Annotated in this window: 25 protein-coding genes; 6 read left to right on the top strand and 19 right to left on the bottom strand. The window is 39.6% G+C overall.

The annotated features are described in order from the left end of the window. Positions 1-21: 21 nt before the first annotated feature. Together KC820_RS05810 and KC820_RS05805 are read right to left on the bottom strand one after the other, a co-directional pair. Positions 22-1,206 carry an acetyl-CoA C-acetyltransferase gene (locus KC820_RS05810; RefSeq protein ID WP_212369125.1) on the bottom strand — a complete coding sequence of 395 codons (1,185 nt, stop codon included), beginning with the start codon at positions 1,204-1,206 and terminating at the stop codon, positions 22-24. A 113-nt stretch (positions 1,207-1,319) separates the two neighbouring features. Then, on the bottom strand, positions 1,320-1,676 hold the full coding sequence (locus KC820_RS05805; protein WP_144088826.1) for a YuzC family spore coat inner layer protein: 357 nt from the start codon (positions 1,674-1,676) through the stop codon (positions 1,320-1,322). 419 nt (positions 1,677-2,095) lie between these two features. On the opposite strand from KC820_RS05805, the gene cshA reads away from it, so the two are divergent. The 3 genes from cshA to KC820_RS05790 all read left to right on the top strand — a co-directional run bounded on the left by cshA (position 2,096) and on the right by KC820_RS05790 (position 5,177). After that, entirely contained in the window at positions 2,096-3,592 is a 1,497-nt protein-coding gene (gene cshA / locus KC820_RS05800) for a degradosome RNA helicase CshA (protein WP_212369122.1), read from the top strand. A gap of 120 nt (positions 3,593-3,712) precedes the next feature. Next, positions 3,713-4,264: an RNA polymerase sigma factor gene (locus tag KC820_RS05795; protein WP_336511023.1), complete on the top strand. Its 552-nt coding sequence runs from the start codon at positions 3,713-3,715 to the stop codon at positions 4,262-4,264. Continuing rightward, the gene (locus tag KC820_RS05790; RefSeq protein WP_212369119.1) at positions 4,254-5,177 is read left to right on the top strand and encodes a hypothetical protein; all 924 of its coding nucleotides are present in this window, start codon (positions 4,254-4,256) and stop codon (positions 5,175-5,177) included. Before KC820_RS05795 ends, KC820_RS05790 begins: the two co-directional genes overlap by 11 nt. A 52-nt stretch (positions 5,178-5,229) precedes the next feature. On the opposite strand, the gene KC820_RS05785 is transcribed toward KC820_RS05790, so the two are convergent. From KC820_RS05785 to KC820_RS05775, 3 genes are all read right to left on the bottom strand, one after another. Further along, positions 5,230-5,385, bottom strand: a complete 156-nt coding sequence (locus tag KC820_RS05785) for a hypothetical protein (RefSeq protein WP_212369117.1) — start codon at positions 5,383-5,385, stop codon at positions 5,230-5,232. 42 nt (positions 5,386-5,427) lie between these two features. Further along, positions 5,428-6,675 (bottom strand): hypothetical protein, encoded by a 1,248-nt coding sequence (locus KC820_RS05780; protein ID WP_212369115.1) that lies wholly within the window; start codon positions 6,673-6,675, stop codon positions 5,428-5,430. A gap of 88 nt (positions 6,676-6,763) precedes the next feature. Then, entirely contained in the window at positions 6,764-8,425 is a 1,662-nt protein-coding gene (locus KC820_RS05775) for a M20/M25/M40 family metallo-hydrolase (protein WP_212369113.1), read from the bottom strand. Between the two features lie 132 nt (positions 8,426-8,557). Here KC820_RS05775 and KC820_RS05770 point away from each other — a divergent pair, with 132 nt between their 5' ends. After that, positions 8,558-9,040 (top strand): GNAT family N-acetyltransferase, encoded by a 483-nt coding sequence (locus tag KC820_RS05770; protein WP_212369112.1) that lies wholly within the window; start codon positions 8,558-8,560, stop codon positions 9,038-9,040. Between the two features lie 124 nt (positions 9,041-9,164). On the opposite strand, the gene KC820_RS05765 is transcribed toward KC820_RS05770, so the two are convergent. The 6 genes from KC820_RS05765 to KC820_RS05740 all read right to left on the bottom strand — a co-directional run bounded on the left by KC820_RS05765 (position 9,165) and on the right by KC820_RS05740 (position 14,983). Then, on the bottom strand, positions 9,165-9,320 hold the full coding sequence (locus tag KC820_RS05765) for a hypothetical protein (protein WP_212369110.1): 156 nt from the start codon (positions 9,318-9,320) through the stop codon (positions 9,165-9,167). 51 nt (positions 9,321-9,371) lie between these two features. Further along, the gene (locus KC820_RS05760) at positions 9,372-10,865 is read right to left on the bottom strand and encodes a tripartite tricarboxylate transporter permease (protein ID WP_212369108.1); all 1,494 of its coding nucleotides are present in this window, start codon (positions 10,863-10,865) and stop codon (positions 9,372-9,374) included. 12 nt (positions 10,866-10,877) lie between these two features. Next, positions 10,878-11,336: a tripartite tricarboxylate transporter TctB family protein gene (locus KC820_RS05755; protein WP_212369106.1), complete on the bottom strand. Its 459-nt coding sequence runs from the start codon at positions 11,334-11,336 to the stop codon at positions 10,878-10,880. Positions 11,337-11,445: 109 nt separating this feature from the next. Continuing rightward, complete coding sequence (locus tag KC820_RS05750; protein ID WP_212369105.1) at positions 11,446-12,507, bottom strand: tripartite tricarboxylate transporter substrate binding protein; 1,062 nt, start codon at positions 12,505-12,507, stop codon at positions 11,446-11,448. A 204-nt stretch (positions 12,508-12,711) separates the two neighbouring features. Then, positions 12,712-13,383, bottom strand: a complete 672-nt coding sequence (locus KC820_RS05745) for a response regulator (RefSeq protein WP_212369103.1) — start codon at positions 13,381-13,383, stop codon at positions 12,712-12,714. A gap of 1 nt (position 13,384) precedes the next feature. After that, positions 13,385-14,983, bottom strand: coding sequence for an ATP-binding protein (locus tag KC820_RS05740; RefSeq protein ID WP_212369101.1), 1,599 nt, complete (start codon positions 14,981-14,983; stop codon positions 13,385-13,387). 134 nt (positions 14,984-15,117) lie between these two features. Between KC820_RS05740 and KC820_RS05735 the strand changes: the two genes are divergently transcribed. Beyond that, entirely contained in the window at positions 15,118-15,348 is a 231-nt protein-coding gene (locus tag KC820_RS05735) for a hypothetical protein (RefSeq protein WP_212369099.1), read from the top strand. A 57-nt stretch (positions 15,349-15,405) separates the two neighbouring features. Here KC820_RS05735 and KC820_RS05730 read toward each other — a convergent pair whose 3' ends face one another. The 8 genes from KC820_RS05730 to KC820_RS05695 form a co-directional block, all read right to left on the bottom strand. Next, complete coding sequence (locus KC820_RS05730) at positions 15,406-16,683, bottom strand: TRAP transporter large permease (RefSeq protein WP_212369097.1); 1,278 nt, start codon at positions 16,681-16,683, stop codon at positions 15,406-15,408. Continuing rightward, positions 16,680-17,141 (bottom strand): TRAP transporter small permease, encoded by a 462-nt coding sequence (locus KC820_RS05725; protein ID WP_212369095.1) that lies wholly within the window; start codon positions 17,139-17,141, stop codon positions 16,680-16,682. The genes KC820_RS05730 and KC820_RS05725 overlap by 4 nt, the downstream gene beginning before the upstream one ends. Before the next feature lie 62 nt (positions 17,142-17,203). After that, positions 17,204-18,190: a TRAP transporter substrate-binding protein gene (locus KC820_RS05720; RefSeq protein WP_212369093.1), complete on the bottom strand. Its 987-nt coding sequence runs from the start codon at positions 18,188-18,190 to the stop codon at positions 17,204-17,206. A gap of 166 nt (positions 18,191-18,356) precedes the next feature. Beyond that, entirely contained in the window at positions 18,357-18,701 is a 345-nt protein-coding gene (locus KC820_RS05715) for a cupin domain-containing protein (protein WP_212369091.1), read from the bottom strand. Between the two features lie 33 nt (positions 18,702-18,734). Then, positions 18,735-19,520, bottom strand: a complete 786-nt coding sequence (locus KC820_RS05710) for a carbon-nitrogen family hydrolase (RefSeq protein ID WP_212369088.1) — start codon at positions 19,518-19,520, stop codon at positions 18,735-18,737. Positions 19,521-19,526: 6 nt separating this feature from the next. Then, positions 19,527-20,210 carry a DUF2848 family protein gene (locus KC820_RS05705; RefSeq protein ID WP_212369085.1) on the bottom strand — a complete coding sequence of 228 codons (684 nt, stop codon included), beginning with the start codon at positions 20,208-20,210 and terminating at the stop codon, positions 19,527-19,529. A 1-nt stretch (position 20,211) separates the two neighbouring features. Next, positions 20,212-20,916 (bottom strand): GntR family transcriptional regulator, encoded by a 705-nt coding sequence (locus KC820_RS05700; RefSeq protein ID WP_336511022.1) that lies wholly within the window; start codon positions 20,914-20,916, stop codon positions 20,212-20,214. A gap of 486 nt (positions 20,917-21,402) precedes the next feature. Further along, positions 21,403-22,521 (bottom strand): NAD(P)/FAD-dependent oxidoreductase, encoded by a 1,119-nt coding sequence (locus KC820_RS05695; protein ID WP_212369082.1) that lies wholly within the window; start codon positions 22,519-22,521, stop codon positions 21,403-21,405. A gap of 257 nt (positions 22,522-22,778) precedes the next feature. Here KC820_RS05695 and KC820_RS05690 point away from each other — a divergent pair, with 257 nt between their 5' ends. After that, positions 22,779-23,186, top strand: coding sequence for a DUF421 domain-containing protein (locus tag KC820_RS05690; RefSeq protein WP_236782543.1), 408 nt, complete (start codon positions 22,779-22,781; stop codon positions 23,184-23,186). Positions 23,187-23,371 lie beyond the last annotated feature (185 nt).

Here is a 23,371-nt window from a genome sequence, read left to right as displayed (position 1 = left end):
TAAAAGCTTTAGATATCTTTCTTATTGAACATTCTCAATAACGACTGCAATTCCTTGACCACCGCCGATACATAAACTAGCAACGCCATAACGCTTGTTTTGTCTCTTTAATTCATATGCCAAGCTCAACACTAATCGTGTTCCACTCACACCTACCGGATGCCCGAGTGCAATCGCTCCACCATTCACATTGGTTTTTATGCGATCCAATCCGAGTTCTTTTTCGACAGCTAAATATTGAGCAGCAAACGCTTCGTTCACTTCAATTAAATCCATATCCTCCAGACTCATATCGGCACGCTTCAACGCTTGCTTGATTGCAGGTACTGGTCCGATTCCCATAACGGTTGGGTCCACCCCTGCAATACCCCACGAAACGATTTTTGCCATTGGCTGTAATTGATGATTCTCTACAGCTGATTCAGTTGCAACGATGACAGAAGCTGCTCCATCATTGATACCACTTGCGTTACCAGCTGTTACTGTGCCGTCTTTTTTAAAGGATGTTCTAAGCTGAGCCATTCTCTCTGCCGTTGCATCCGCTTTGATATGTTCATCTTGTTCAAAAATAATCGATCCTTTTCTCGTTTTTACTTCATAAGGAACGATTTCTTCAGAAAAGCGCCCTGAATCTCTCGCTGCATCGGCTCTTTGCTGACTTTCAAGTGCAAAAGCATCTTGTTCTTCGCGAGAGATTTCATACTGCTCTGCAAGCTTTTCAGCTGTCAAACCCATGCCGCTTCCAGCATACTCATCTGTTAACGTACTCATCAACATGTCTTCGAATTTCAACGTCCCCATTTTTTTGCCACCAAATCGTTGTTCGAAATTCGCAAAAGGGGCCATTGACATATTTTCCGCTCCGCCAGCTAGGGCAATTTCTCCATCACCGACCATTAACGATTGAGCTGCCGAGATAATCGACTGAGCCCCTGATCCGCACAAGCGATTTAACGTTAGTGCTGGTACCTCTTGTGGGATTCCTGCTTTCAAGCCAATGTGCCTTGCCAAATAAGCCGCATTCGTGTGGGAGTGAATAACGTTTCCATAAACAATATGATCGATATGCTCTTCTTTTACTTTTGACCGCTTCAACGCTTCCTTTGCCGTAACAGCACCTAGGTCGTCCGCCTGTTCGGATTTCAATGAACCACCAAATGTTCCAAAAGCCGTGCGTGCACCATCAACCAAATAAATTTGTTTCATAATATCCCCCTTAGTATGTAAAATTATCCTACTTCCTATCATACCTTATTTATGGCTGAATTTCTGCTCACAAAAAAATCTCGCTCTGTCATCTTCAGCGAGATTTTTTCTTGCTATTCCCATATATACTGTAGCGTCAGGCTTCCTCGTTCCATTTCTTCTTTGGCATTGAGCTGTACTTTTAAGCCAGTCGGCGTGTAAGTCACCGAGCTAACAGAAAAGTCGAGTGATTGATCCAATAAAGAAACCACTGTTTTATGGTCATTTTTCTGAGCAGCTCCCATAATTGCACGAGCATGAGATTCTGAATCAAAAATGGACGTTGTCAGACGACCAGCTTCCTCAATCAATCGAGCCATTTGGGAGGCCGAAGTCTGAAATGCTTGTGGCTGAACTTCAGGGTATTGATGATTAGAATTTTGTTGCCGGAAAACAGGTGTCCAATACGTAGGATTCCCATGGATAACCACTCTTATCGACCTCCCTTTTCTTATACTATCTTATGCGAACAGCTTATCCGTGTTACTTACTTTTACGAAGCCGATCCCATACAAATAAGTGGTGAACGATTGTTAAGACAATAAGCAGCGTATTGAGACAGATAATACAATCCAATTTTCTTTTCACTGAATTCATTATGAGGACCCTCCATAATTTTGATTAAAATTGTGCCCGATATGATTGGATTGCAGTGAAGTACGAACAAATCCTTTTAATTGACTTTCCATCACTTGCCAGGTTATACTTAGACGTCTGATAGATTCTTAACAACAACGATTGGATAGTTACAGCTGAAACGGAAGTAACACTTTTTCGCCTAATTCAGCATGTGCTATTTTTTTATGGAGATAATAGATATTAGGCATTTTACATTATAGGAGGAAAAAGTTTGAAAACATTTAACGAATTAAACATTGAAGCAAGTGTTTTGAAGTCGCTTGCCGAGATGGGATTTGAGTCAGCTACGCCAATTCAGGAGCAAGCAATCCCAACCGCTCTAGCTGGTAAAGACTTGATCGGACAAGCGCAAACGGGTACGGGTAAAACGACTGCTTTCGGGGTGCCGATGATTCAAAATATTGATCCAAGCAACCGTTCTATTCAAGGAATTGTCATTGCCCCAACACGTGAGTTAGCGATTCAAGTGGCTGAGGAATTAAACCGGATTGGACAGCATAAAAATGTGCACACTGTTCCAGTTTATGGAGGACAAGATATTCAACGACAGATTCGTGCGTTGAAACGCCGTCCACAATTAGTCGCAGCAACACCTGGCCGCTTATTGGATCACATTCGTCGCAAAACCATTCGTTTGGAAGGCATCCGTACAGCAGTATTGGATGAAGCAGATGAAATGTTAAATATGGGTTTCATTGAAGATATCGAAGCGATTTTAGCGGAAATTAAACAAGAACACCAAACACTGCTCTTCTCAGCAACGATGCCGAAACGGATTCAGAATCTTGCAGAAAGATTCATGAATGAACCAGAAATGATCCGTGTAAAAGCAAAACAGCTCACAGTCGATCATATCGATCAGTTTTACTTCGTCGTAAAAGAGAACGCAAAATTCGATGCGCTATGTAGATTATTAGATACGGAGTCACCGGATTTAGCAATCATCTTCGGTCGGACGAAAAAACGTGTTGATGAATTGACAAGTGGTTTACTGAAACGGGGTTATTCTGCAGAAGGAATTCACGGAGACATTCAACAGTCAAAACGTGAAAAAGTTATTTCTCGTTTTAAAGAACAAACGACAGAAATTCTTGTCGCTACCGACGTTGCAGCGCGTGGTCTTGATATATCCGGGGTTACACATGTGTATAACTTCGACTTGCCTCAAGATCCAGAAAGCTATGTACACCGAATCGGTCGTACTGGTCGTGCAGGTAAGAAAGGTCAAGCCTACTCTTTTGCAACACCGAGAGAGATTGATCATTTACGTTCCATCGAAAAATTGATTAAGCGTAAAATTGAGGAAAAAGCAGTTCCATCTTATTCTGACGTCGTAGAAGGACTTCAAGAAACAGCAGTAGAAGATCTCCTGCAAACGATTTGGACAGATGAAAGCAAAAAATATCATCGTTCCGCTGAAGAAATCTTATCTAAAGAAGATGCAGTGGACGTCGTCGCAGCAGCGATTAAACTACTAACGAAAGAACCAAATCAAGCACCGGTTAAATTAACCGCAGTAGAACCGATCCGTGCGAAGAAGTCTTACGGTGGTAATCGCAAAAATAGCTACCGAGGAAATCGTGGTGGCGGCCGTGGTAAAGGGAACCAAGGACGTAATGACCGACGCGGTGGTAGTAACCGTGGTGGCAGTGGCGGCGGACAAGGTCGCGGCAGAACATCTAAAAATCAACGAAAATTCACTCGCTAAACATCGAAAGTGCTGACAGCTGTCGGCACTTTTTTTATTATTGGGTAAAAGACCATCCTGAAATGAAAATGAAACTTATTGTTAGTGATGAAAGTCTTATAAGCGAGAGGGGGACAGAATGTGACAGAGATTCAGGAGAAAAGATTGATTCGCCAGGCATTAGAAGGAAATGAGTTAGCGTTCCGCGAGTTAATCGAAGCTTATTACAAAACAGTAGAACGATTCGCTAGGCAAATTGGCGTGCAAGAGAACGACCTGGCGGATGTTACTCAAGATGTTTTCATTAAAGTATATCGATTTTTAAACAAATACTCTCGCGGAAAGTTTACGACGTGGCTTTATAGCATCACACTGAATGTCTCGAAAGACCTCTTTAAAAAACAAAAGCGCGAATTGGAGAAACACAAAAAATTAACGCATGAACCATTGACTGAATCATATTTAGAAAACCATAGCCTCACTGAGGATGAACGAATTTTACACAGCACAATTTTACAAATGGAAGATAAATACCGTATTCCAATCGTCTTGTTTTATTTTCACGATCAGTCGATTACCGAAATAGCAGCGATTACGAAAACAAAGGAAGCAACAATCAAAACGCACTTAAAAAGAGGTAAGGAAAGGCTCAAAAATGCGTTAAAGGAAGGAGGTTTCATTTATGAAGGATGATTTCTTTGAAAAACGTATGGAGCGGTTGGACGATAAATATAAACAAGCAGAAAGTAAAACTTCTACAAACGAGATTTTCCAAGCGGTTATGCAAGAAAACGACCGCCGAAAAAACCGAACACTTCTTCCTGTCATCGCCGCTTCAATTGTCGCTTTACTTGCTGGAGGCATCTTTTTTAGCTCTTTGTTTTTCTCCGATGAAGCGAGTGACAATGAACCTCAACAAACAAGTACGCCAGGTGATCAGGACGAAGATAAGGAAACCGCAAATGAAGGCGATAACGAAACGTCTAAACCGAATGAAGAAGAGCAATCAAACGATGATACACCAAATAAATCTGAAGAAACGGATACTGCAAAAGATGAACAAAATACCGAAGATAATGCTGATGAAACAACCGAGATTCAACCCTACCAAGAAAGAGAAAATACGATTACAGAAACGGTATATCCAGAAGGTATGGAAGAGCAAATTACTATGCGATTGATTGTCAATGAAGAGTTAGGTTATTCTTCTTATGTTCATCAACCGATGATTCATCAAAATAAAGAAGAAGACGCAAAATCGATTGATTACTTCTACCCTGATTTTGCAGAAACAGGAGAAATCCAATTTGAAAATGCGTTTATCCGTGTAGAAAAGTTTGAAGGTATGACGGTTGATCAAGTAGTTGAAGAGCGCGAACAGATCATTTTGAATCAAGGATTCGAAGAACAAAATATACACGAACAAATCGGCATGTCTTCTTATCACGCGATGTATATAAACGAAGATTTAACGAGATATGTAACGATTGTTGAAGACGGAAACAATATGTATGCAATTGACTCCCAGCTTTTTGGCGCCATGGGTGATGGTTCTTTCCCGTGGATTATTGATCAGTTTGTTCAAAAAATGGAGTTTAGTGAATAATGAAGTCCCCAGCTTAGTGAGAGAGCTGGGGATTTGTATATCTATTCAAAAATTATTTTCTCGTCATTTTCTTATCTAAGTTATCAAATACTTGATTTGCCACGTCTTTTTTTTCTTTACTTTTCACGGCTTCGGCTTCTAACTCATGTCGCTCTTCTGAAGAAAGAGAAAAAAACTTCTTTTCATTTCTCTGTTGTTCTTTTGGCATTTGTGTTCTTCCTTTCTGAAGAATTTACTCACCCCTACACGACTACTCATTCAGCTCCTTATTAAAGTAGCTTTTCCTTTTCACCCAAACGAATCCATCACCTTTCGATATGACCGCTACATCAATCGGCGGGCCAACCGATTCCGTGGCACGTGTTAATTTTCGTTTGAACGACGTCAAATTCATCAATGTTTCTGCCATATTGGCGAGTTCATCCTTCGGCAAAGATCGTACGATTCCTAAGAGTGGTTGTAAGTAGTTTCGTTTTTGGTAATCGTCTAATGCGTCTTTAATGGAGTGATATAGTTCATTACCCATTTCCTTCAAGTTACTAACCTGTTTTTCATCCAAATCAATGCCTAAATGACGTTGAATCTGTTCAGGGTATTCCGATAATACGCGGTCAATAATTCCAAACATCGTCTCTTCCATATGTGGTTCAATGCCTACCATGAAAGAATCGACCATTTCGCGTTGAGCAAACGCCTCAATGACTGCGGTACCATCCTGCTTATTTTGTCGGTAATCGATTTTTCGTTCTTTCAGTAATTTATATTTCAACGTACCTAAAACGAATCCTTCCAGTCGATAATTCAACAGATGTGGAAAAATCTCTTCTTCTCCATATCCAGCAATCACAAAACCTGTGCTCCCACGACTGAAAAAGTCATTTTTCACACTTTCAAATGCAAGCCGACATAGTTTCTTGGAAAATGTTTTGGACGTTTCAAATTCAATGTATTCATCTTTAATCTCTTGAATCGTATCAAAGAAGGTAGCTTCAAATGATTTATAGTCGATTTCGAGTAATGCTTCTTCCGTTAAGAAGGCCTTCGTTTGCCGATCAACTTCTTTTTCAAGTAACTTTCTCACTTTTCGTTCATCGTCCGTTTCATCGCCATCTTCTTCAATCTCCGTCTCGACGCGACGAATCATTTGCTTCAGTAAATCAGAAAAAGTTCGATAAACAATGATATCTTCAAGTTCTTCATTTTTAAACCGTGAATCTTGGCGCAAAAAGTCCATGAGATCATCGAAATAATCTTGCACATTATTGAAATGTTTATTGCCTAAATAATCTCGATACGATTTTATGATAACCTCCCATGGAATTTCCATAAAAGAGGCAGAACCGTATACCATAAAGCCAATCGGATGCTCTTTTGATAACGGGAATAACTTGTTTGCAGAATTATAAACTTTTGGCACACCATCAAAACCACTTGTAATGGCACTGTCGGCAGCCATGGACATTCCATGCTTATTCATAATTGATACTTCGGCTGTCATGATTGTCCCACCCTTCCTTACTACTAATATGCATATCACTTGTGGCGACAATTCAAACCAAGCATGAGTCATTTGTTTTCGTTATTGATCACTCTTTAGACCGATTTAATACATTCAAGATCACTTCATTCGTTAAATTTGGAACAATCTCTAAAGAATATTTTATTTCGAGTCGTTCCAACTTGGCATGCGCATCCATTCCGTAAGGTCCGATATTGATGACCGGAACATTCAAATCACGAATATCTTGATAGTCAACAAAATGCTTTTTACCCCAACTTGGATTATTGTTTTCAACCGCTTCAATCCCTGCCAAATCATCACTCATTGCCAAGAAACTCATATCCGAAATATAGGGAAAGAAGTTTTTTGTGACAATTGGATGTTTATAATGCGGCTGAATTTTTTCAACGGCTTCATCTAAAGCAGACAAAAGGACTCGCTCATCTTCCGTTTTCCCGCTCAATTCAATGCGTGGTGAATAAAGAGACGAATAGAATAAAATCATGGCTGGCGATTTATCATCCATCCACTTCCAAGCTTCTTCAACAATACGAGCTGCATACATGCGCGTATCCAAGTCATGATTATCTACGAGCTCTTGATGGAACTTGTTCATATGGTCGGTAAACTCATCTCCATGTAACTTGATTAGCTCATCTTCCATTTCTTCATACGTCATCACACGCGTTTTCCAAGGTAGCTCTCGATAAGGATGGCCACTGATTTCACAAAAAAGACGATACCGTTGTTCATATAATTCAAGCGCATTACCGAAAGCAATTTCTGCATGCTTTTTTAATTTTTTTAAGACGTCTTTCGGTGACCATGAATGAATGAAGAAATTGTAATACACATAAGCAGACAGAGCTGTCTGAACCGTGTAACTTGGCTTTAAATCGGTCTGTTTTAGGGAAACTGGTGGTATTGTCATCTCCCCTAACGCTTCATTGCTGAGCGCTGGATTATACTGGATTTGCCGCGTTAATTCAGCTGCCAGGAAATTCGGGTCCAATCCTTCAAAAGCCGCACCGACATGGCTTTCATGCCCCGTAATAAAAAATGAAGGCAGTAGCTTTCCGACAGTTCCTTTATATATATAACGATTTTCATCTCCTTCATATAACGGAGAGACAAAATCAGCATTTATGGAAGCGACGTATTCAAATTCTTGTTCCTCTTTCCAACGCTTTAACGTTTTCAAACTTGATAGAATCCCGATTGAACCGTCTTCCTCATCACATTCCGATACAAAAACTAAATTCCCTTCCAATTGATCTGGGTGCATCGAATAATAATGCAATAGATATATGTGACTGGCTAATCCGCTTTTCATATCAAGTGCTCCTCGACCGAACAACCATTCACCGGATGCCAGATGTTCTTGGGCTGGCGACGGTAACTCTTGATCACCGAATGCTTCCATTAATTGATTGGGAGAAAACGCAAGCTCCTTCAGTTGATTGAAATCGTCGACACCGACAGTATCCATATGACCAAACAAAATCACTGTCCGATTACTCTTCTTTTTCGTCCCTCTAACAAAACAAAGTACATTATATCTTTCTTGATCGTCATTCACCGTTTGTTCCAACATGACCTGGTCAGGATTTTTCGTGAAGTAGTCAAAAGTAGAAATCAGCTCATAAAGGGAGTGAGCAATCGCCCTTTCACCTGGTGTATTGACGATGCTATCCATCTGTACTAACCGCTTTGTCAACGACAAAACGTCCTCCCGTGTATTTAGCATGTAAATCCCCCACAATCATTGATTTTCTTTAGTATATGAAAGATTGTTCTGAAAAGAAAGAACAGTTTATTTCTTTTTTCATTTGTTTTTTGTATACTAACGATTAACATCGTTTCACTTGGAGGGATCGACATGACTACCATTCGTTTAATGGAAGAGAAAGATATACCAAGCGTCCAGCATGTTGCACATATGAGTTGGCATGATACATATGAAGGAATCATTCCAAAAAAGGTTCGGAATGTTTTTTTAGAAAAAGCTTACAACAAACCGATGCTAGAGAAAAAGTTAGAGAATAGTATCATTTTCGTTGCTACTGACGAGGAGAATGTCATTGGATACGCTCACTTTACCCCTGTAGATGAAAACGGGGATTCATTACTGGCAGCAATCTACCTTCTCCCTTCTGTTCAAAACAAAGGAGTAGGAAGTAAGCTATTGGAGGAGGGAATAAAACAACTCAACGGGATACGAACGATTACGCTTGAAGTCGAAGAAGAAAATGAAGCTGCAAAACGTTTTTATAAAAGAAAAGAATTTATTGAAGTCGAAAAGTATGTTGAACAATTTTTTGACTATGACTTGCACACGATTCGGATGAGGAAGTACTTATAATAGTACTCATTTGACAGCATTGCAATGCATATAAACAACCCCGGTAATCTACGCTAATTTCGGCGAAGCGAAATTTTATATATTACCGGGATTATTATTGTACGTATTCATTTTTCTCATATGTTTAGTCGACGGATTCCTCATCAATAGCAGCTGTTTCATCGAGACTAGCCGTTGAATTTTGCGTGCGAGACATCGAATTTTTCGTTCCAGACGCCGAATAATCGTGCCGAGACATCGATTTCTGTGCAGAAGCCGTCGAATTAACACAGCTAGACATCGAATTCTGAGCGCGAGCCGTCGATTAATCATGTCCACCCGTCGAATCCGTTTAAGCTTCTTTCTTCTTCGTCCGAATCGTTTTAATGATTGGGAAGATGAAAGATAGTACGGACAGGATAATCAATACGAGTGAGATGTTATTCTGAAAAAAGATGGAAATATTTCCACCAGAAATAGTCATCGACTGTCTGAATGATTGTTCCATCATGCCACCAAGGATGAATGCAAGAATAAATGGTGGTGCAGGGAATGCAAACATCCGCATTAACAGCCCAAGTACACCGAAAGCTAATAATAGATACAAATCGAAGACACTAAAACTGATTGCATAGACACCGATAAAACTAAACATGATGACCAATGAAATTAACATCGGTCGCGGAATTGTCAACAGCCTTGCGATATACGGAATTAACGGTAAGTTTAAGATTAATAGAAAAATATTACCGATATACATACTCGCGATAATGCCCCAAAATACTTCCGGGCGATCCGTCATCATCATCGGTCCTGGTTGTAGACCAAGAACGAGAAAAGCACCGAGCATGACTGCCGTCGTTCCTGAACCTGGAATACCTAAACTAAGTAATGGAACGAATGCCCCGCTCGTCGCCGCGTTATTTGATGCTTCAGGTGCAGCCAGTCCTTTAACAGAACCTTTTCCGAATTCATCTGGGTTTTTCGCAATTTTCTTCTCAGTGATATAACTAATGAAAGATGCAATCGTTGCTCCAGCACCTGGTAAAATACCTAGGATGAACCCTAAAAAGGATTGTCTGCCTACTGGACCACTCATCTCTTTCATATCATCTTTACTCAAACGAAGGCTTCCGATTTCCTTTGCAGAACCGACGGATTTCTTCGCTCGATTCATAATCAAATAGCAAACTTCGGCAATCGCAAATAATCCTAATGCGATGACGAGAAAATCGATTCCATCTAATAAATTTGCACTTCCAAAGTTAAATCGTGCTGTTCCCGTTTGTGGATCAATTCCAATGGTTGCAATCATAAATCCGACAACAGCTGAAATCATCGCTTTAATCGTCGAACCTTCTGATAGACTAGCGATTGCCGATAAACCTAATAACATCAATGCAAAATAAGCCGGTGGACCAAATGAAATAGCCACACTTGCGAGCATTGGCGCAAAGATCATCAACAGAACAACACTAATTGTTCCACCGACGAAAGAAGAAATCGCAGCAATGGCTAATGCCTTTCCTGCTTTTCCTTGTTGGGCCATCGGATAACCATCAAATGCTGATGCCACTGTCCCGGAAATACCTGGTGCATTTAATAGAATGGAAGATGTCGAACCACCAAATACAGCACCATAGTAGACACCTGCCATCATGACTAATGCCATCGTCGGATCCATCCCATAAGTAATCGGGATCATAATGGCTATCGCACTAATTGGCCCTAAGCCTGGCAGCATTCCAATGAACGTACCGACAAACACACCAATTAAAACAAACATAATTCCTTCTAAACTCAATGCGACTTGAAAACCAGTCGCAATTCCCTCAAGCGCTCCCATTATATCCCTCCTTTAGAATGGTAAAATTCCTGCTGGCAATCTGATTTGAAGCATATAAACGAAAATACTATATAAAATGATTGGAAATAAAATTGAAACAATCGCATTTACCCAATGTTTTTTATAGCCTAAATACCATGTACTACTAAAAACAAATAATACCGTCGCTAAAATAAATCCGAGTGATTCGAAAAACGTAATATATAAAAAGACCAATAAGAAAACGACCAACAAACTAATCACATCTTTTTTCGGAATATGTCTTTTAGCTTTTTGTTCTTCGGAATCCCGATCCTTAGCGAAAAACAAACCTACTGATAAAGCTAGCAATAACCAGCCAAGTGCTTTTGGGACAGCATCGGCATCTACAGGAATATATGGATATGTTGGTAATTGATAACTCAATACGAGATAAAAAGCCGATAGAACTGCCAATACGATTGCAATACGTTGGTTCACGTTTTTCAACATAGGATTCGCCTCCCCTCACACTTTGAACTTAGATAAATAAACAATCAGAAGTCAACAGGGAACCCCCTGCTGACTTCATAGGATCATAAATGATTGTTATTGAAATCTATTATTCATTCAATAAATCTAGCTCTTCCAATAATCCTTTTAAGTTCTCTTTTTCTTCATCTAAAAAGTTTTTGTATTCTTCGCTGCCCATGTACATTTCATTCCATCCGTAGTTCGTACGAATTTCAGCGAATGCGTCGGATTCACTTAACTCTTTGAACTTCTGCTCATAGTATGCTACTTGCTCATCCGTCATACCTGCCGGTCCAAAGAAGCCACGCCAGTTAATGAACTTCTCATCAATTCCTTGCTCTTTCGCCGTCGGGAACTCAGATAGAGTTTCTCCTTCAAGTCTTTCTTCAGAAGTCACGGCAAGTACGCGAATTTCGCCAGCTCTCGCTTGTTCAACTACTTCACCAACACCCGTTGAGAAGACGTCAGCACTTCCGTTAAGAACTTGAGTGATTCCTCCTGCGTCTGGAGCAGATACGTACTTAATTTTTGTAATATCAACACCCGCTGCTTTCGCAAAGCGTACAAATTGGATATGGTCCATACTTCCTGGAGATGAAGTTCCTACAACCGTTACACTAGAAGGATCTTCTTTCATTTGTTCGAATAACTCACTTAAATTTTCCCATTCAGCATCTTCACGTACAGCAAATGCACCATAGTCAGCAATGACGTTTGCAATTGGTGTGAAGTCTTCGTGCCCATGATCGGATTGACCACTTAATGGTACTAATAAGATTGGAGACGATGATACGAATAAGCTATGTGGATCTCCTTCTTGGTTTGCAATGTATGACCAACCAATAGCTCCTCCAGCACCTTCTTTGTTCACAACCCCAATGCTTTCTTCAATAATTCCTTCTTCATTCAATACTTTTGCAGCCATACGTGCAGTCGTATCCCATCCACCGCCTGCTCCTGCTGGTGCAACCATTTCAATGTTTTGCTCAGGTGTCCATTCGCCACCTTCTGCACTACCTTCTGAACTTTCTTCCGTGTTTTCCTCATTACTATCCGAGTCTTTTTGAGATTCTTCATTATCCTCGCCACCACAAGCAGCTAGGAAACCAAGCAAGAATACAAATAATAAAATTGCTAAAAACTTCTTCATGCTTTTACCCCCTAATAATTTTTGTTAAATTCACAAAATATGTTCACTATTGCTTATATTAGCACTGAGTTTTTCTGTTGTAACCGTTTTCATTATAAGTAAAATTAAATCTATAAAGTTGTTTTTGTTCATTTTGTTCACGGGGGCCATAAAAAATCCTCAACCCGAACAACTGGTTGAGGTAAACTTTCGTATATCTAATGATTAGTTATTTGAGTAATAACGTCTTTCTGGTCGGCCTACAATTCCGTATTCCAATTCTGCGTAGCATTCACCAATCGAAATCAAATACTCCAAATATCTTCTTGCAGTCGTTCTCGACGCTCCCATTCGCTTCCCCATTTCTTCTGCTGTAATCCCTTTTTCTTCTCTTAGAATTTTGTTCACCTTTTGCAGGCTCAAGGGATCGATTCCTTTTGGTGTATCTTCTTTCAGTTCACTTTTTGATTGGAAGCCAAAATACTGGTCGAGAAACGTTTGATCGACTTCACTTTTTTGTTCTAATTCCATCTGGAACCTTCGATATTTCTCAATCGTTTCAATAAAGCGTTCCATCGTAACAGGCTTTATTATATAATCAAAAACACCTAACTGAAGTGCATGCCTCACGACTTCTTTTTCAGTGGCTGCACTAATCATGATAATACCAAGTTCTGGTTTAATTTCTCGAATATCATTAATCAATTCCGTTCCGAGGCGATCAGGCATATAAATATCCAACAACAACAAGTCAATTTCTTCGGATTTAATTTTTTCCATCGTAGCTTCCGCATTTAATTCTTTGAATACGATCTTTACGTTATTCATTTTAGATAAAAATCCTTCATGGATCGAAGCGACCCGGAAATCATCCTCAGCTATTCCAATCCGTAACACATTAACCCACCTCGCTTTGTCGATCACTTAACGTTTTCGGTAAATAAACAGTAAACACAGTCCCTTTTGAATCCGTATCAAAACTAATTGTACCTTGTAAATCCGCGACTACTTCTTCGACAATTGGCAACCCAAAACCTCTATCTCTTTCTTTTGTTGAAAATCCTCTTGAGAAAATATCTGATTGCTTATCTTCTGGAATACCTGGGCCGTTGTCACTGACTTCGAAAATAACGTCATTCCCAAGATCTGTCGCAAAAAACGTCACACGCCGATCTTCTTGAGCTTGCACGGCATCCATTGCGTTATCGAATAAGTTCCCTAAAATGGTCGTTAGCTTTGATGTCGTCAAATGCTCTGGCAATTGGTCAAGCTGACTATTCTCGTCTACAGTGAATTCAATCTTTTTCTCAGAAGCTTTTCCAAGTTTTCCAAGTAAAATCGCTTGTACAGGTTCATCTTTAATATGTTCAAATAAGCTTTTTGTCTGTTGTTGATAAAAATAAGACTCCTCTTGAATTAAATCGATGGCTTCTTGATAATGACCAAGCTGTAATAATCCAGACAAAACGTATAGTTTATTCGTAAATTCATGTGTTTGTGCACGCAAATCTTCCGAGTAACTTTTCACTTCTGATAGTGCATTAATCATTTGTTGCATCTCAGTTTTATCTCGGAAACTAGCTACAACACCTACCGTCTTGTCATTTTCATACAGTGGAATTCGGTTGACAATCACATGCCGGTCTCTCAAAATAATTTCTTCATCAATGTGTGGTTCTCCACTTTGTAAGACATCTTGCATTTTTGTATTCGGTAAGACTTCTTCAATATGTTTATATTTGGCACGTTCATCAAGACCGAGCATCTTTCTCGCTGAATGATTTAAAAGTGTAATCATTCCCTTTTGATCTATTGCGATAATCCCTTCTTTCACTGAACGCAAAACGGCTTTCCGGTCTCGATAAAGGCTGACGATTTCACGTGGCTCAAGACCTAATATATCCTTTCGAATGCTCTTAGCAAGGAATAACCCGCCTATTGCTCCAATTAATAGTACGAGTACAGAAAATAAAAACAAGTCATTCAATCGGTCAAAAATCTTTCCTTTAATATCTTCAATCATAAAACCGACTGAGACAATTCCGATAATCTGTCCGTTTTGATTAATGATCGGCGCTTTTCCGCGTAGCGATGGTCCTAATGAACCTACTGCTTCCGATTTATAGTATTCACCATGAATTAAAGCTTTGTCGTTATCTCCACCGACCATCTTTTTACCGATTTTATGTGTTTCAGGGTGAGCAATTCGAGTACTTTCTGTATCACCGACGACAATAAATTCAGAACCAATTCGCTTCCGGATATCTTCCACAATTGGTTGGATTGTTTCTGTCGGGTTTTGATCATCAAAGGCATTGATTACTTCCGGCATTAAAGAGATGGAAGTAGCTACATCAAGCGCCCTTTGCCCCATATGATCTTTGATCTGATTGTATTCTATGTATGAATTAATAGCCGTCAATGAAAAAGTAACGATAAACAAAAGGGTAATGAGCATCGTCATAATTTTTGTTTGCAACGAAAATTTACTTGCCATAGTCTTGTTCCTTCCTTAATCTATTATCAATAGATTAACATGGTGAGCCTGTACATGTTAGTAAGCTTTCAATATTTTGAAACTTATTTTTGTTTTCCGTTTTCCGATTGAGGTGATAACAATTGACACAAAATTTGACGAAACTTTTAGCGGGTATACTCCTAGTTCTTTTTATGATTCGTCTGTTTAATGACCACTTACAGATTCCTTCTTTTCTTTATTACATAGTAGGTATGTTCTTCCTATTGATCGTTTCCTTTACGTATTGGAAGGATAAACGAGTCGGGTTAAGTCTATTTGTTTTGATTGTAGCTATTATTACAGGATTCGTTGCAGTTTTTGAGATTATTCAAGTCATTAATTAGATTCAAAAACCCTTGAACAACAGACGGACATCCGTACATCAGTTCAAGGGTTTTCATTTAGTCTACAAACAATTCAACAGGGAATAGAATCAATTCTGGGATATACGTGACAATAATCAATACTAAGATGAGTACACCGACTTGAGGGAATAAATATTTGAACATCTTCGGAACTGTAATTTTCGCAATGGAAGATGTAACAAATAAACAAACGCCAAGTGGTGGTGTCACCATTCCAATCGTTAAGTTTACGGATAAAATAATTCCGAAATGGATTGGATCAACGCCTGCCGCTAATGCTAGTGGCAAGAATAATGGTGTAAAAATAGAAACGGCACTAATCGTATCGATGAATGTACCCGCAATTAACAGAATAACGTTAATCAACAAGAGCAACAAAATCGGATTATCTGCTACCGGTCCGAGCATATTCAATAACTGGTTCGGAATCGAATTAAACGATAAGAACCAGATAAATAAGGACGCTGTTCCGATTAAGAAAATGATCGTCGCTGTCGTTTTAGCCGTTTGGAGTAAAATTGGCCAAAAGTCTTTAATCGTGATCTCTTTATAGACAAACATACCAATTAGGATGGCATAGACAACGGCAATTACACCTGATTCAGTTGCAGTAAAGATTCCACTGACGATACCTCCGATAATAATGATTGGCATTACTAATGCCAAAACAGCATCTTTTGCGCCGACGATAATTTCTTTAAATGTCGCACGGCGGTCACTCGCACGATACCCTTCTTTTTTGCCGACGAAATAGCTGTAAATCATTAATCCAAGGCCCATTAAAATACCAGGAAGTACCCCTGCAATAAACAAGTCACCAATGGATACACTAGCAATGACTCCGTAAAGAATCAATACGATACTTGGCGGGATAATCGGACCGATTGTTGAAGATGTAGCAACAATACTGGCGGAAAATCGTTTATCATATCCTTCTCTATCCATAGCAGGAATCATCATACCACCGATTGCCGCCGCTGCAGCAATGGCTGTACCTGTTAATGCTGAAAAGAACATACTCGCCAAAATAACGACCATCGCCAAACCACCTGGTAGTGGACCAACCAATGTTTTCGAAAAATTAATTAGACGTTTTGAAATTCCACCTTGTGTCATCAACTCTCCCGCTAAAATAAAGAGCGGGACTGCAACTAAAGTGAAATTATTAATGCCTCCGAATATTTGTCTTGGAACATTAATTAATAGATCTGCGTCAGATAATACGATACCAAGGATGGTGACCGAACCTAGCGCAAAGGCAATTGGTGTTCCAAGTAGTATGAGTACGAATAATACTCCGATTAACCATATCATGTGAACACCTTCCTAACATGATAGTATGCCATGAATACTGAGCTAATTGGCAGTGCCATATAGACATACGCCATTTTCACCGGTAGCATGCTCATCGTCTGCCCTGATTTCAAATTATTTTGCACCAATTCAGTACCATAAAGAAACAGAACGACAATTAATACCCCGACAATGATAAATTCAATGCTTTTCAAAACAATATTGATGCTTTTCGGAACTTTCTCGAATAAATCAACCTTTAAATGTTCTCCATTGCGAATTGCCAAAGCTGCTCCAAAAAGAATGCTGTAGACGAACGCAATCATTAAAGCTTCTTGTGACCATGTTAAAGGTTGATCTAAAACATATCGAAAGATTACTTGTAGGAAGGTAATGATGACCACTGACCCTAAGCAAAGTGTAATCACTACCTCAAGTAATTTTCCGATAAAGTTATCTAGGCTTTTAAAAGCAGTCATACGTATCACCTTCACTTTAAAGTAGAATGCCCAGGAGAGAGTATCCCTCCCGGGCAATCCAATTACTTATTGTTTTCAATCTTTTCGATTAGCTCTTGAGGGACTTCTTCAACAATGTTTTTTACATCACTTGTTGCTTCTCTGAAAGCTTCACGGTCTGGCTCTGTAATCGTTACTCCCTCGTCTTTAAGCATTTGAAGAATTTCTTCTTCTTTGTTAGCTAGCAAGTCTCTATGATAATCCGTTGTTTCATCTGTTGCTTCTTGAATCGCTTGCTGATGTTCTTCGCTTAATTCATTCCATAGATCCAAGTTCATTACAGTAATTGCTGGGTTATACGTATGTCCTGTCAACGAAACATATTTTTGCACTTCATAAAACTTCATTGAATCAATAGTTGGCAATGGGTTTTCTTGTCCATCAACAACTCCTTGGTCAAGTGCAGAGTATAATTCATTAAAGTCAACTGGAGTTGGGCTCGCACCGATTGCTTTCATGTGCTCTTCCCAAACTGGAGAAGGCTGTACACGAATTTGTAATCCTTCAGCGTCTTCTGGTGTAACAACTTCATTCTTGTTGTTCGTCAAATGTCTGAAGCCGATTTCCCACCAGCCAAGACCTTTCATGTTGTGCTCTTCAGAAAGAGCGAGTAATTCTTCACCAATTTCACCATCTAATGTGCTGTATGCGTGGTCACGATCTTCAAACAAGTATGGAATACCAAAAACGTTCATTTCAGGTACCGTGTTCGAAAAATTACTGTCTGGTGCAACCGTAGTCATATCAATGGAACCATCCATGACTTGCTCAACTGCTTCCCCTTCACTACCTAATGTCGCGTTCGGGTGAATTTCGATAGTAATTTCACCATCGGTTTTTTCTTCAACTAATTCCTTGAATTTTTCAGAAGCTAAATGATATTGGTGAGACTCAGAACCTGTATGTGCTAGTTTCAAAGTTTGTGAATCTCCTGAATCATCGGATCCACCGCACGCTGCAAGCGTTACCATTAATACTACGAGTAATGCACTGAATAAAAATTTCTTCATTTTAAAACTCCTTTTCTCTGTATATTTAATTTACAACCACCCTGCTCTTCAAGGATTTATTAGACTCCTTGGTGAGACGCTATCTATTTTATTTAGGGCATTATTTGACACTATCTTTTTAAATAAACTCATTTTTCTTACTATTTTGTTAAAAATCTTCTAGAAATTATTTATAGTATCTGACTTCATACATTGTACAGCCGTTCGGTGATTTCCAAGGTCCGTGTTTCATCCCTGGAGGTCTTGATGCTACCATCCCAGCGGTGAATTCTTTGTTTAATGTCAAATCAATGAATGAACCGTCTATAATGAATACTTCCTCCCAGTAATCGTGTGACTGGACTCCATTTGGCGTGGTATCCGTACCAGGTTCAAATTCCATGATTCTCACTAAATCTCTGCCTTGGTCATCTTGTGAAATCATTCGTTGGTATAGTCCGTCAACCTTGCCATCAATTTTTTCTCTTTTAAATTGGTGGTAATCTGTGAACTCCACTGATGGCCGACTCATACCATCACCTCCCCCAAAATTATTTCTTTTTAATCAATAAAGATGTGGTACTCGACTATCGAAAATCGGCACTTCTTTTCTGACTTCCAATACTCTATCTGGATTCAATGAACCTGTAAGGGTTTCTTCTTCGTTATCAGATCCTTGCGCCAATACATCTCCCCATGGGTCGATAATCATTGATGCTCCAGCGTATTCAACACCATTTAACGATCCGATGTTATTAGAAGAAACGACATACATTTGATTTTCAATGGCTCTCGCAACTTGCAAGCTTGTCCAATGTCTTCTTCTTGGTGTAGGCCACTCTGCGACGACGAACAATACTTGCGCACCGTCCAATGCTAGTTGGCGAGCCAATTCAGGGAAACGAAGGTCATAACAAATAATGACGCCCATTTTTACTCCTTCTAGCTCAAAGGTTTTGACCTTTTCTTGTCCACCCTTTAAATAAAGTGGTTCGTTTAACATCGGTACTAAGTGAATTTTGCTATATTCATGCACGAGCTTACCTTCTCGGTTAAAAACGAAGCTTGTGTTATACACTTTTCCATCAATTTTATTGGCTACAGATCCTCCAACGATATTTACGTCATACTCTTTTGCCAATTCACTTAGGAAAGAACGAGTTGGTTCTCCAGCCTCATCTGCAACTTCTTGAAGCTGCTCTAGTGTATAAGAAGTCGTCCACAACTCTGGTAAAACGATCGTATCTGGCTTTTCGCCTTGTGCTAGCTCTTTCATCCACTGCTGGACCTTTTCTCTATTTTTCTCCGGGTTCCCAGCAACAACTTCCATTTGATAAATCGCGAATTTCATTGTTATTTACTCCCTTTCAATATTGATGATGTCGTATTCTGATGTGATTTCGTCATTTTTGACAGGGTCTCTAAATGTCATTCGGAAAGCTGTACCGTATTTAAAGCCATCTTTTAATGGCACAGTTCCTGAAAAGAAGATACTGTTTTTCTTTGGCGCTTCTACTTTATCAATGTACTGAATGATCTCTTCATAAGGCATAATAGCTTTCAAGGAATCTTCTTGGTAATCAACCCATTCACCGTTTATAAACACTTGGGAAGTTAACTCCAGTTCGTCCCAATGGTCGAGAACGTCTTCAAGCTTCCAAGCTTTCGTCGCAAATGGTTTCCCACATACTTGCTTGGATTTATTAATATCCACTGTTTCTAATCCTCGGTCTGTGTGGTCGCTTCCAACGGTTACGTAAACTTCATCTGAAGACTCTCCGAAAATAAGAACTACTTCTGCTTCTCCACTTGTTTCTTTACCAACGACTTCCATTGTTTCATTTTGAAAAATAGTGTTGCCGCTAACTGGGTAAAGCATTGGTACTTCTTTCGGTTCAGGAATACCAATTTCAGCAAGCTCTTTAATATGAGCATACGTGTTTTCTTTGCTTCTTCCTGTGTAGCCGATGCAGAAAGCTTTATGAATGGTTAGCTGTTTTGTTTCTCCGGCTACATCGAGTTGATAAGTTGTTTTAGACATATTAAAGACCTCCTAGTGAATCGCTTTTTCCATTGTTGTTTTTCAATTGTTCACGCTGCTTTTTGACAGATGATGCCGTTGTCAGCAAGTGATGTCTCATTAAATCGGCAGCCTTTTCTTCATCTCTTTCACGCAAAGCATCAATAATATCCCTATGCTCCTGGATAACTTCTTCCATCCGTCCTTCTTTAGAGATGGCCGCATGCCCAATTAGTCGGGTTAAATTATAGAGCTCTTGCAAAATTTGCTCCAATATATTTTGATTCGAAAGTTTAAGTAAATGGCGATGTAGCATTTGGTCCAGTTCGATATAACGAATTCGATCATTATTTTGAATCGCTATTTGTTGTTCATCAACCAATGCATCTAGCTTCTCTAATTCTTCATCGGTAATATGGTCGATAAGCATTTTCACGCTTCTCATTTCGATCGATATTCTCAAATAAAGAATTTGTTCCATATCATCCTCATCGATCCGTCGAACTTTAAAACCTTTTCTTGGGATTTGGATGAGTAGCCCTTCTTTCGTCAAATCTCCTACCGCTTCCCTAACAGGTGTACGGGAGATATGTAACGATTCAGCCAAAGAGGTTTCTGTCATCGTTTCATTTGGCTCTAACTCCCCGCTAAGAATAGATCGTTTGAGCTGGTCATATACAATTTCTTTTGTCGTTTTCCTTCTGGCGATGGGTTCCAATAGTTTCACTCCGAGTAATTAGTTAAATATAATTCTTGTTGTTAAAACGCTTTCATGAAAAGACTAAAAATAATTCCTATGTGTACTGTACTATGTATACAGTATAAATGAGATACTTCACAATTGTCAAATAAATTTAATCATAAAGTTTTTTCAGGATGGATTCAGCTGGTCGTTGGGCTGAGTAAGACTTTGAGTTCGGGGATTTGCTGAATACAATTGGGTGGGTGTTTGTTCTGATGTTGCGAGGCTCTATCGAGTACGGAAGGCTACCAATTTCTTTCGCTTCCGTCGTTGAGAGCGGCTATCGAGCACGGAAGGCGATCAATTTCTTTCGCTTCCGTCCTTGAGAGCGGCTATCGAGCACGGAAGGCTACCTTTTTTCTCGCCCTTCCGTAGTTGAGAGTGCCTGTCGGACACGTGTAAACTCTTTATTCACAAAAAACTTCCCCATAGTCAACCAGATTTCTGGTGATATGAGGAAGTCGTTATTTTTTATTCATTTTTATCCATCGCTTGTTCAACATTGTAAGGAGTTAGATCGATATCTACATCTTGTCCTGTCGCTAACTGTGATAATAAATATCCTAAATAAGGTCCGCTCGTTAAACCAGATGAACCTAATCCATTCGCGACAAACAGATTTTCAATTTCAGGAGCAGGTCCAATTAATGGAAGCGAGTTTGGAGTGAACGGACGGAATCCGACTCGGACTTCCTTAAACGTCGCGTCGTTTAACCCAGGTGCTGCTGATAAAACGTTATTCAAGATTTCATGAATGCCTTCAGCGGTAGCACGATGATCAAAACCAACTTCATCTTCGTGCGTTGCACCGACAATCACTCTGCCGCTTCGGTTTGTTAATAGATACAATTTATTTAATCCAATAATTACTGGCCAATTACCTGGGTCTTGTTCAGGTAATTCTAAATGAAGTATTTGTGCTCGCTGTGATCGAACATTAAATTGAAGCCCAAGATCACTCATTAATTGATTCGACCAAGCGCCCGTCGTATCAATTACTTGGTCGACATCTATAGTTTCTTGACCGGCCTGAACTGCACTCACCCGATTTTCATCTCGGAATAGCTTTGCATCTGCGTTCACATACTTCGCTCCATGTTTCTGGGCTGCCCGAAGTAAAGAATCTTTCAGGGCCCTGCCGTTCACTCTCGCTCCACCGGCGATGTGTACAGATTTAAACTCTGTTCCTAACGCTGGAAAATAAGCCTGCGTTTCATATTCATCTAACTTCGTAAGTTCTCCGATTTCCGGCGCGTCTTTCCTTCTTTCCACACCGCGTTGGTACATTTTTTCAATAATTTCTGGGTCGCGGTGCAAATGAAGGGCACCAACTTTTTCATACCCCGTATTTGACTCTCCGTCTTCAGTTAATTGTTCAACCAAATCAGGATAGTAGCGTGCTCCATTTTTCACAAGAACGTACCAATCTTTATTTCGACGTTGGGTTAACCATGGGCAGACGATGCCGGCTGCTGCGTGTGAAGCTCTTCCTGGTTCTTCTCGATCTATGATTGTTACATTTTCACCTTTTTTAGCTAAATGATACGCACAGGATGCACCGAGTATACCTGCTCCGATGACAGTAATCATATGTTGTCCTCCTCGTTCGTTCACTTTCGTTAGTATGTAGAATGACTGATTTCTTCATTTTCACATAGGATTGGATGGATTTAAAATCATTTGGATTGTTTAAAAGGATATTTCCAAGGAAATGAAATAGATAGAGGGGGCGGTTTTATGTTTTTCAACGGCTGGGAACCACTCATACGTATCCTTATTTTAGGGATTACGAGTTGCTTTTTCTTATTTTTTTCTTGCGCATTTCCGGTAAACGTACGTTATCTAAAATGAATATGTTCGACTTAATTATTACCGTTGCAATTGGTTCCACATTTGCGACGATTATACTAAACAGTAAAATATCCATATTTGAGGGAATTGTAGCTCTCGTTCTATTGACGTTTTTACAATATCTCGTTGCTTGGTTGTCTGTTCGGTCAAAATTATTTCTTAACCTAATCAAATCAACACCTGTTCTGTTATTTTACGAAGAAAGATATAAAACAAAAGCCATGAAAGTTAATCGTGTTCATCGATCTGAGATTTTACAGTCCGTTCGTGAACAAGGTATTGGATCGCTGGACCAAGTGAAGGCTGTCGTCATGGAAACAAACGGCTCATTATCAATAATTAGAAAATCCGAAAATAATGATGAAAATGCTTTGCAGAATGTTACTGAAATTAGTGGAAAATAGCTAGAACAACTTGATCGGATGGTGAGTATTTAGATAATCGATGACTGTTTTCGATTGAGGCGAAAACATTTACGTATTGAAACGAAATCTCGATGACAATTATTATACTTTATGAACTCGATTGGGTGTCGAGACGAGCTCTCGATGACTTTTCGCTTACTTCATGAACTCAATTGGGTGTCGAG

This window comes from Allobacillus saliphilus (assembly GCF_018138385.1).
In the GTDB taxonomy this organism is placed as follows: domain Bacteria; phylum Bacillota; class Bacilli; order Bacillales; family Alkalibacillaceae; genus Allobacillus; species Allobacillus saliphilus.
Note: the sequence above shows the minus strand (reverse complement) of the source record. Positions and strands in the feature narration are given on the sequence as shown.

What these genes read in the sequence shown, in the direction of transcription:
- KC820_RS05810 (WP_212369125.1), bottom strand. Translation starts at nt 1,206, where the DNA reads ATGAAACAAATTTATTTGGTTGATGGTGCACGCACGGCTTTTGGAACA.
- KC820_RS05790 (WP_212369119.1), top strand. Translation starts at nt 4,254, where the DNA reads ATGAAGGATGATTTCTTTGAAAAACGTATGGAGCGGTTGGACGATAAA.
- KC820_RS05785 (WP_212369117.1), bottom strand. Translation starts at nt 5,385, where the DNA reads ATGCCAAAAGAACAACAGAGAAATGAAAAGAAGTTTTTTTCTCTTTCT.
- KC820_RS05780 (WP_212369115.1), bottom strand. Translation starts at nt 6,675, where the DNA reads ATGACAGCCGAAGTATCAATTATGAATAAGCATGGAATGTCCATGGCT.
- KC820_RS05775 (WP_212369113.1), bottom strand. Translation starts at nt 8,425, where the DNA reads ATGCTAAATACACGGGAGGACGTTTTGTCGTTGACAAAGCGGTTAGTA.
- KC820_RS05770 (WP_212369112.1), top strand. Translation starts at nt 8,558, where the DNA reads ATGACTACCATTCGTTTAATGGAAGAGAAAGATATACCAAGCGTCCAG.
- KC820_RS05765 (WP_212369110.1), bottom strand. Translation starts at nt 9,320, where the DNA reads ATGTCTAGCTGTGTTAATTCGACGGCTTCTGCACAGAAATCGATGTCT.
- KC820_RS05760 (WP_212369108.1), bottom strand. Translation starts at nt 10,865, where the DNA reads ATGGGAGCGCTTGAGGGAATTGCGACTGGTTTTCAAGTCGCATTGAGT.
- KC820_RS05755 (WP_212369106.1), bottom strand. Translation starts at nt 11,336, where the DNA reads ATGTTGAAAAACGTGAACCAACGTATTGCAATCGTATTGGCAGTTCTA.
- KC820_RS05750 (WP_212369105.1), bottom strand. Translation starts at nt 12,507, where the DNA reads ATGAAGAAGTTTTTAGCAATTTTATTATTTGTATTCTTGCTTGGTTTC.
- KC820_RS05740 (WP_212369101.1), bottom strand. Translation starts at nt 14,983, where the DNA reads ATGGCAAGTAAATTTTCGTTGCAAACAAAAATTATGACGATGCTCATT.
- KC820_RS05730 (WP_212369097.1), bottom strand. Translation starts at nt 16,683, where the DNA reads ATGATATGGTTAATCGGAGTATTATTCGTACTCATACTACTTGGAACA.
- KC820_RS05725 (WP_212369095.1), bottom strand. Translation starts at nt 17,141, where the DNA reads ATGACTGCTTTTAAAAGCCTAGATAACTTTATCGGAAAATTACTTGAG.
- KC820_RS05720 (WP_212369093.1), bottom strand. Translation starts at nt 18,190, where the DNA reads ATGAAGAAATTTTTATTCAGTGCATTACTCGTAGTATTAATGGTAACG.
- KC820_RS05715 (WP_212369091.1), bottom strand. Translation starts at nt 18,701, where the DNA reads ATGAGTCGGCCATCAGTGGAGTTCACAGATTACCACCAATTTAAAAGA.
- KC820_RS05710 (WP_212369088.1), bottom strand. Translation starts at nt 19,520, where the DNA reads ATGAAATTCGCGATTTATCAAATGGAAGTTGTTGCTGGGAACCCGGAG.
- KC820_RS05705 (WP_212369085.1), bottom strand. Translation starts at nt 20,210, where the DNA reads ATGTCTAAAACAACTTATCAACTCGATGTAGCCGGAGAAACAAAACAG.
- KC820_RS05695 (WP_212369082.1), bottom strand. Translation starts at nt 22,521, where the DNA reads ATGATTACTGTCATCGGAGCAGGTATACTCGGTGCATCCTGTGCGTAT.
- KC820_RS05690 (WP_236782543.1), top strand. Translation starts at nt 22,779, where the DNA reads ATGAATATGTTCGACTTAATTATTACCGTTGCAATTGGTTCCACATTT.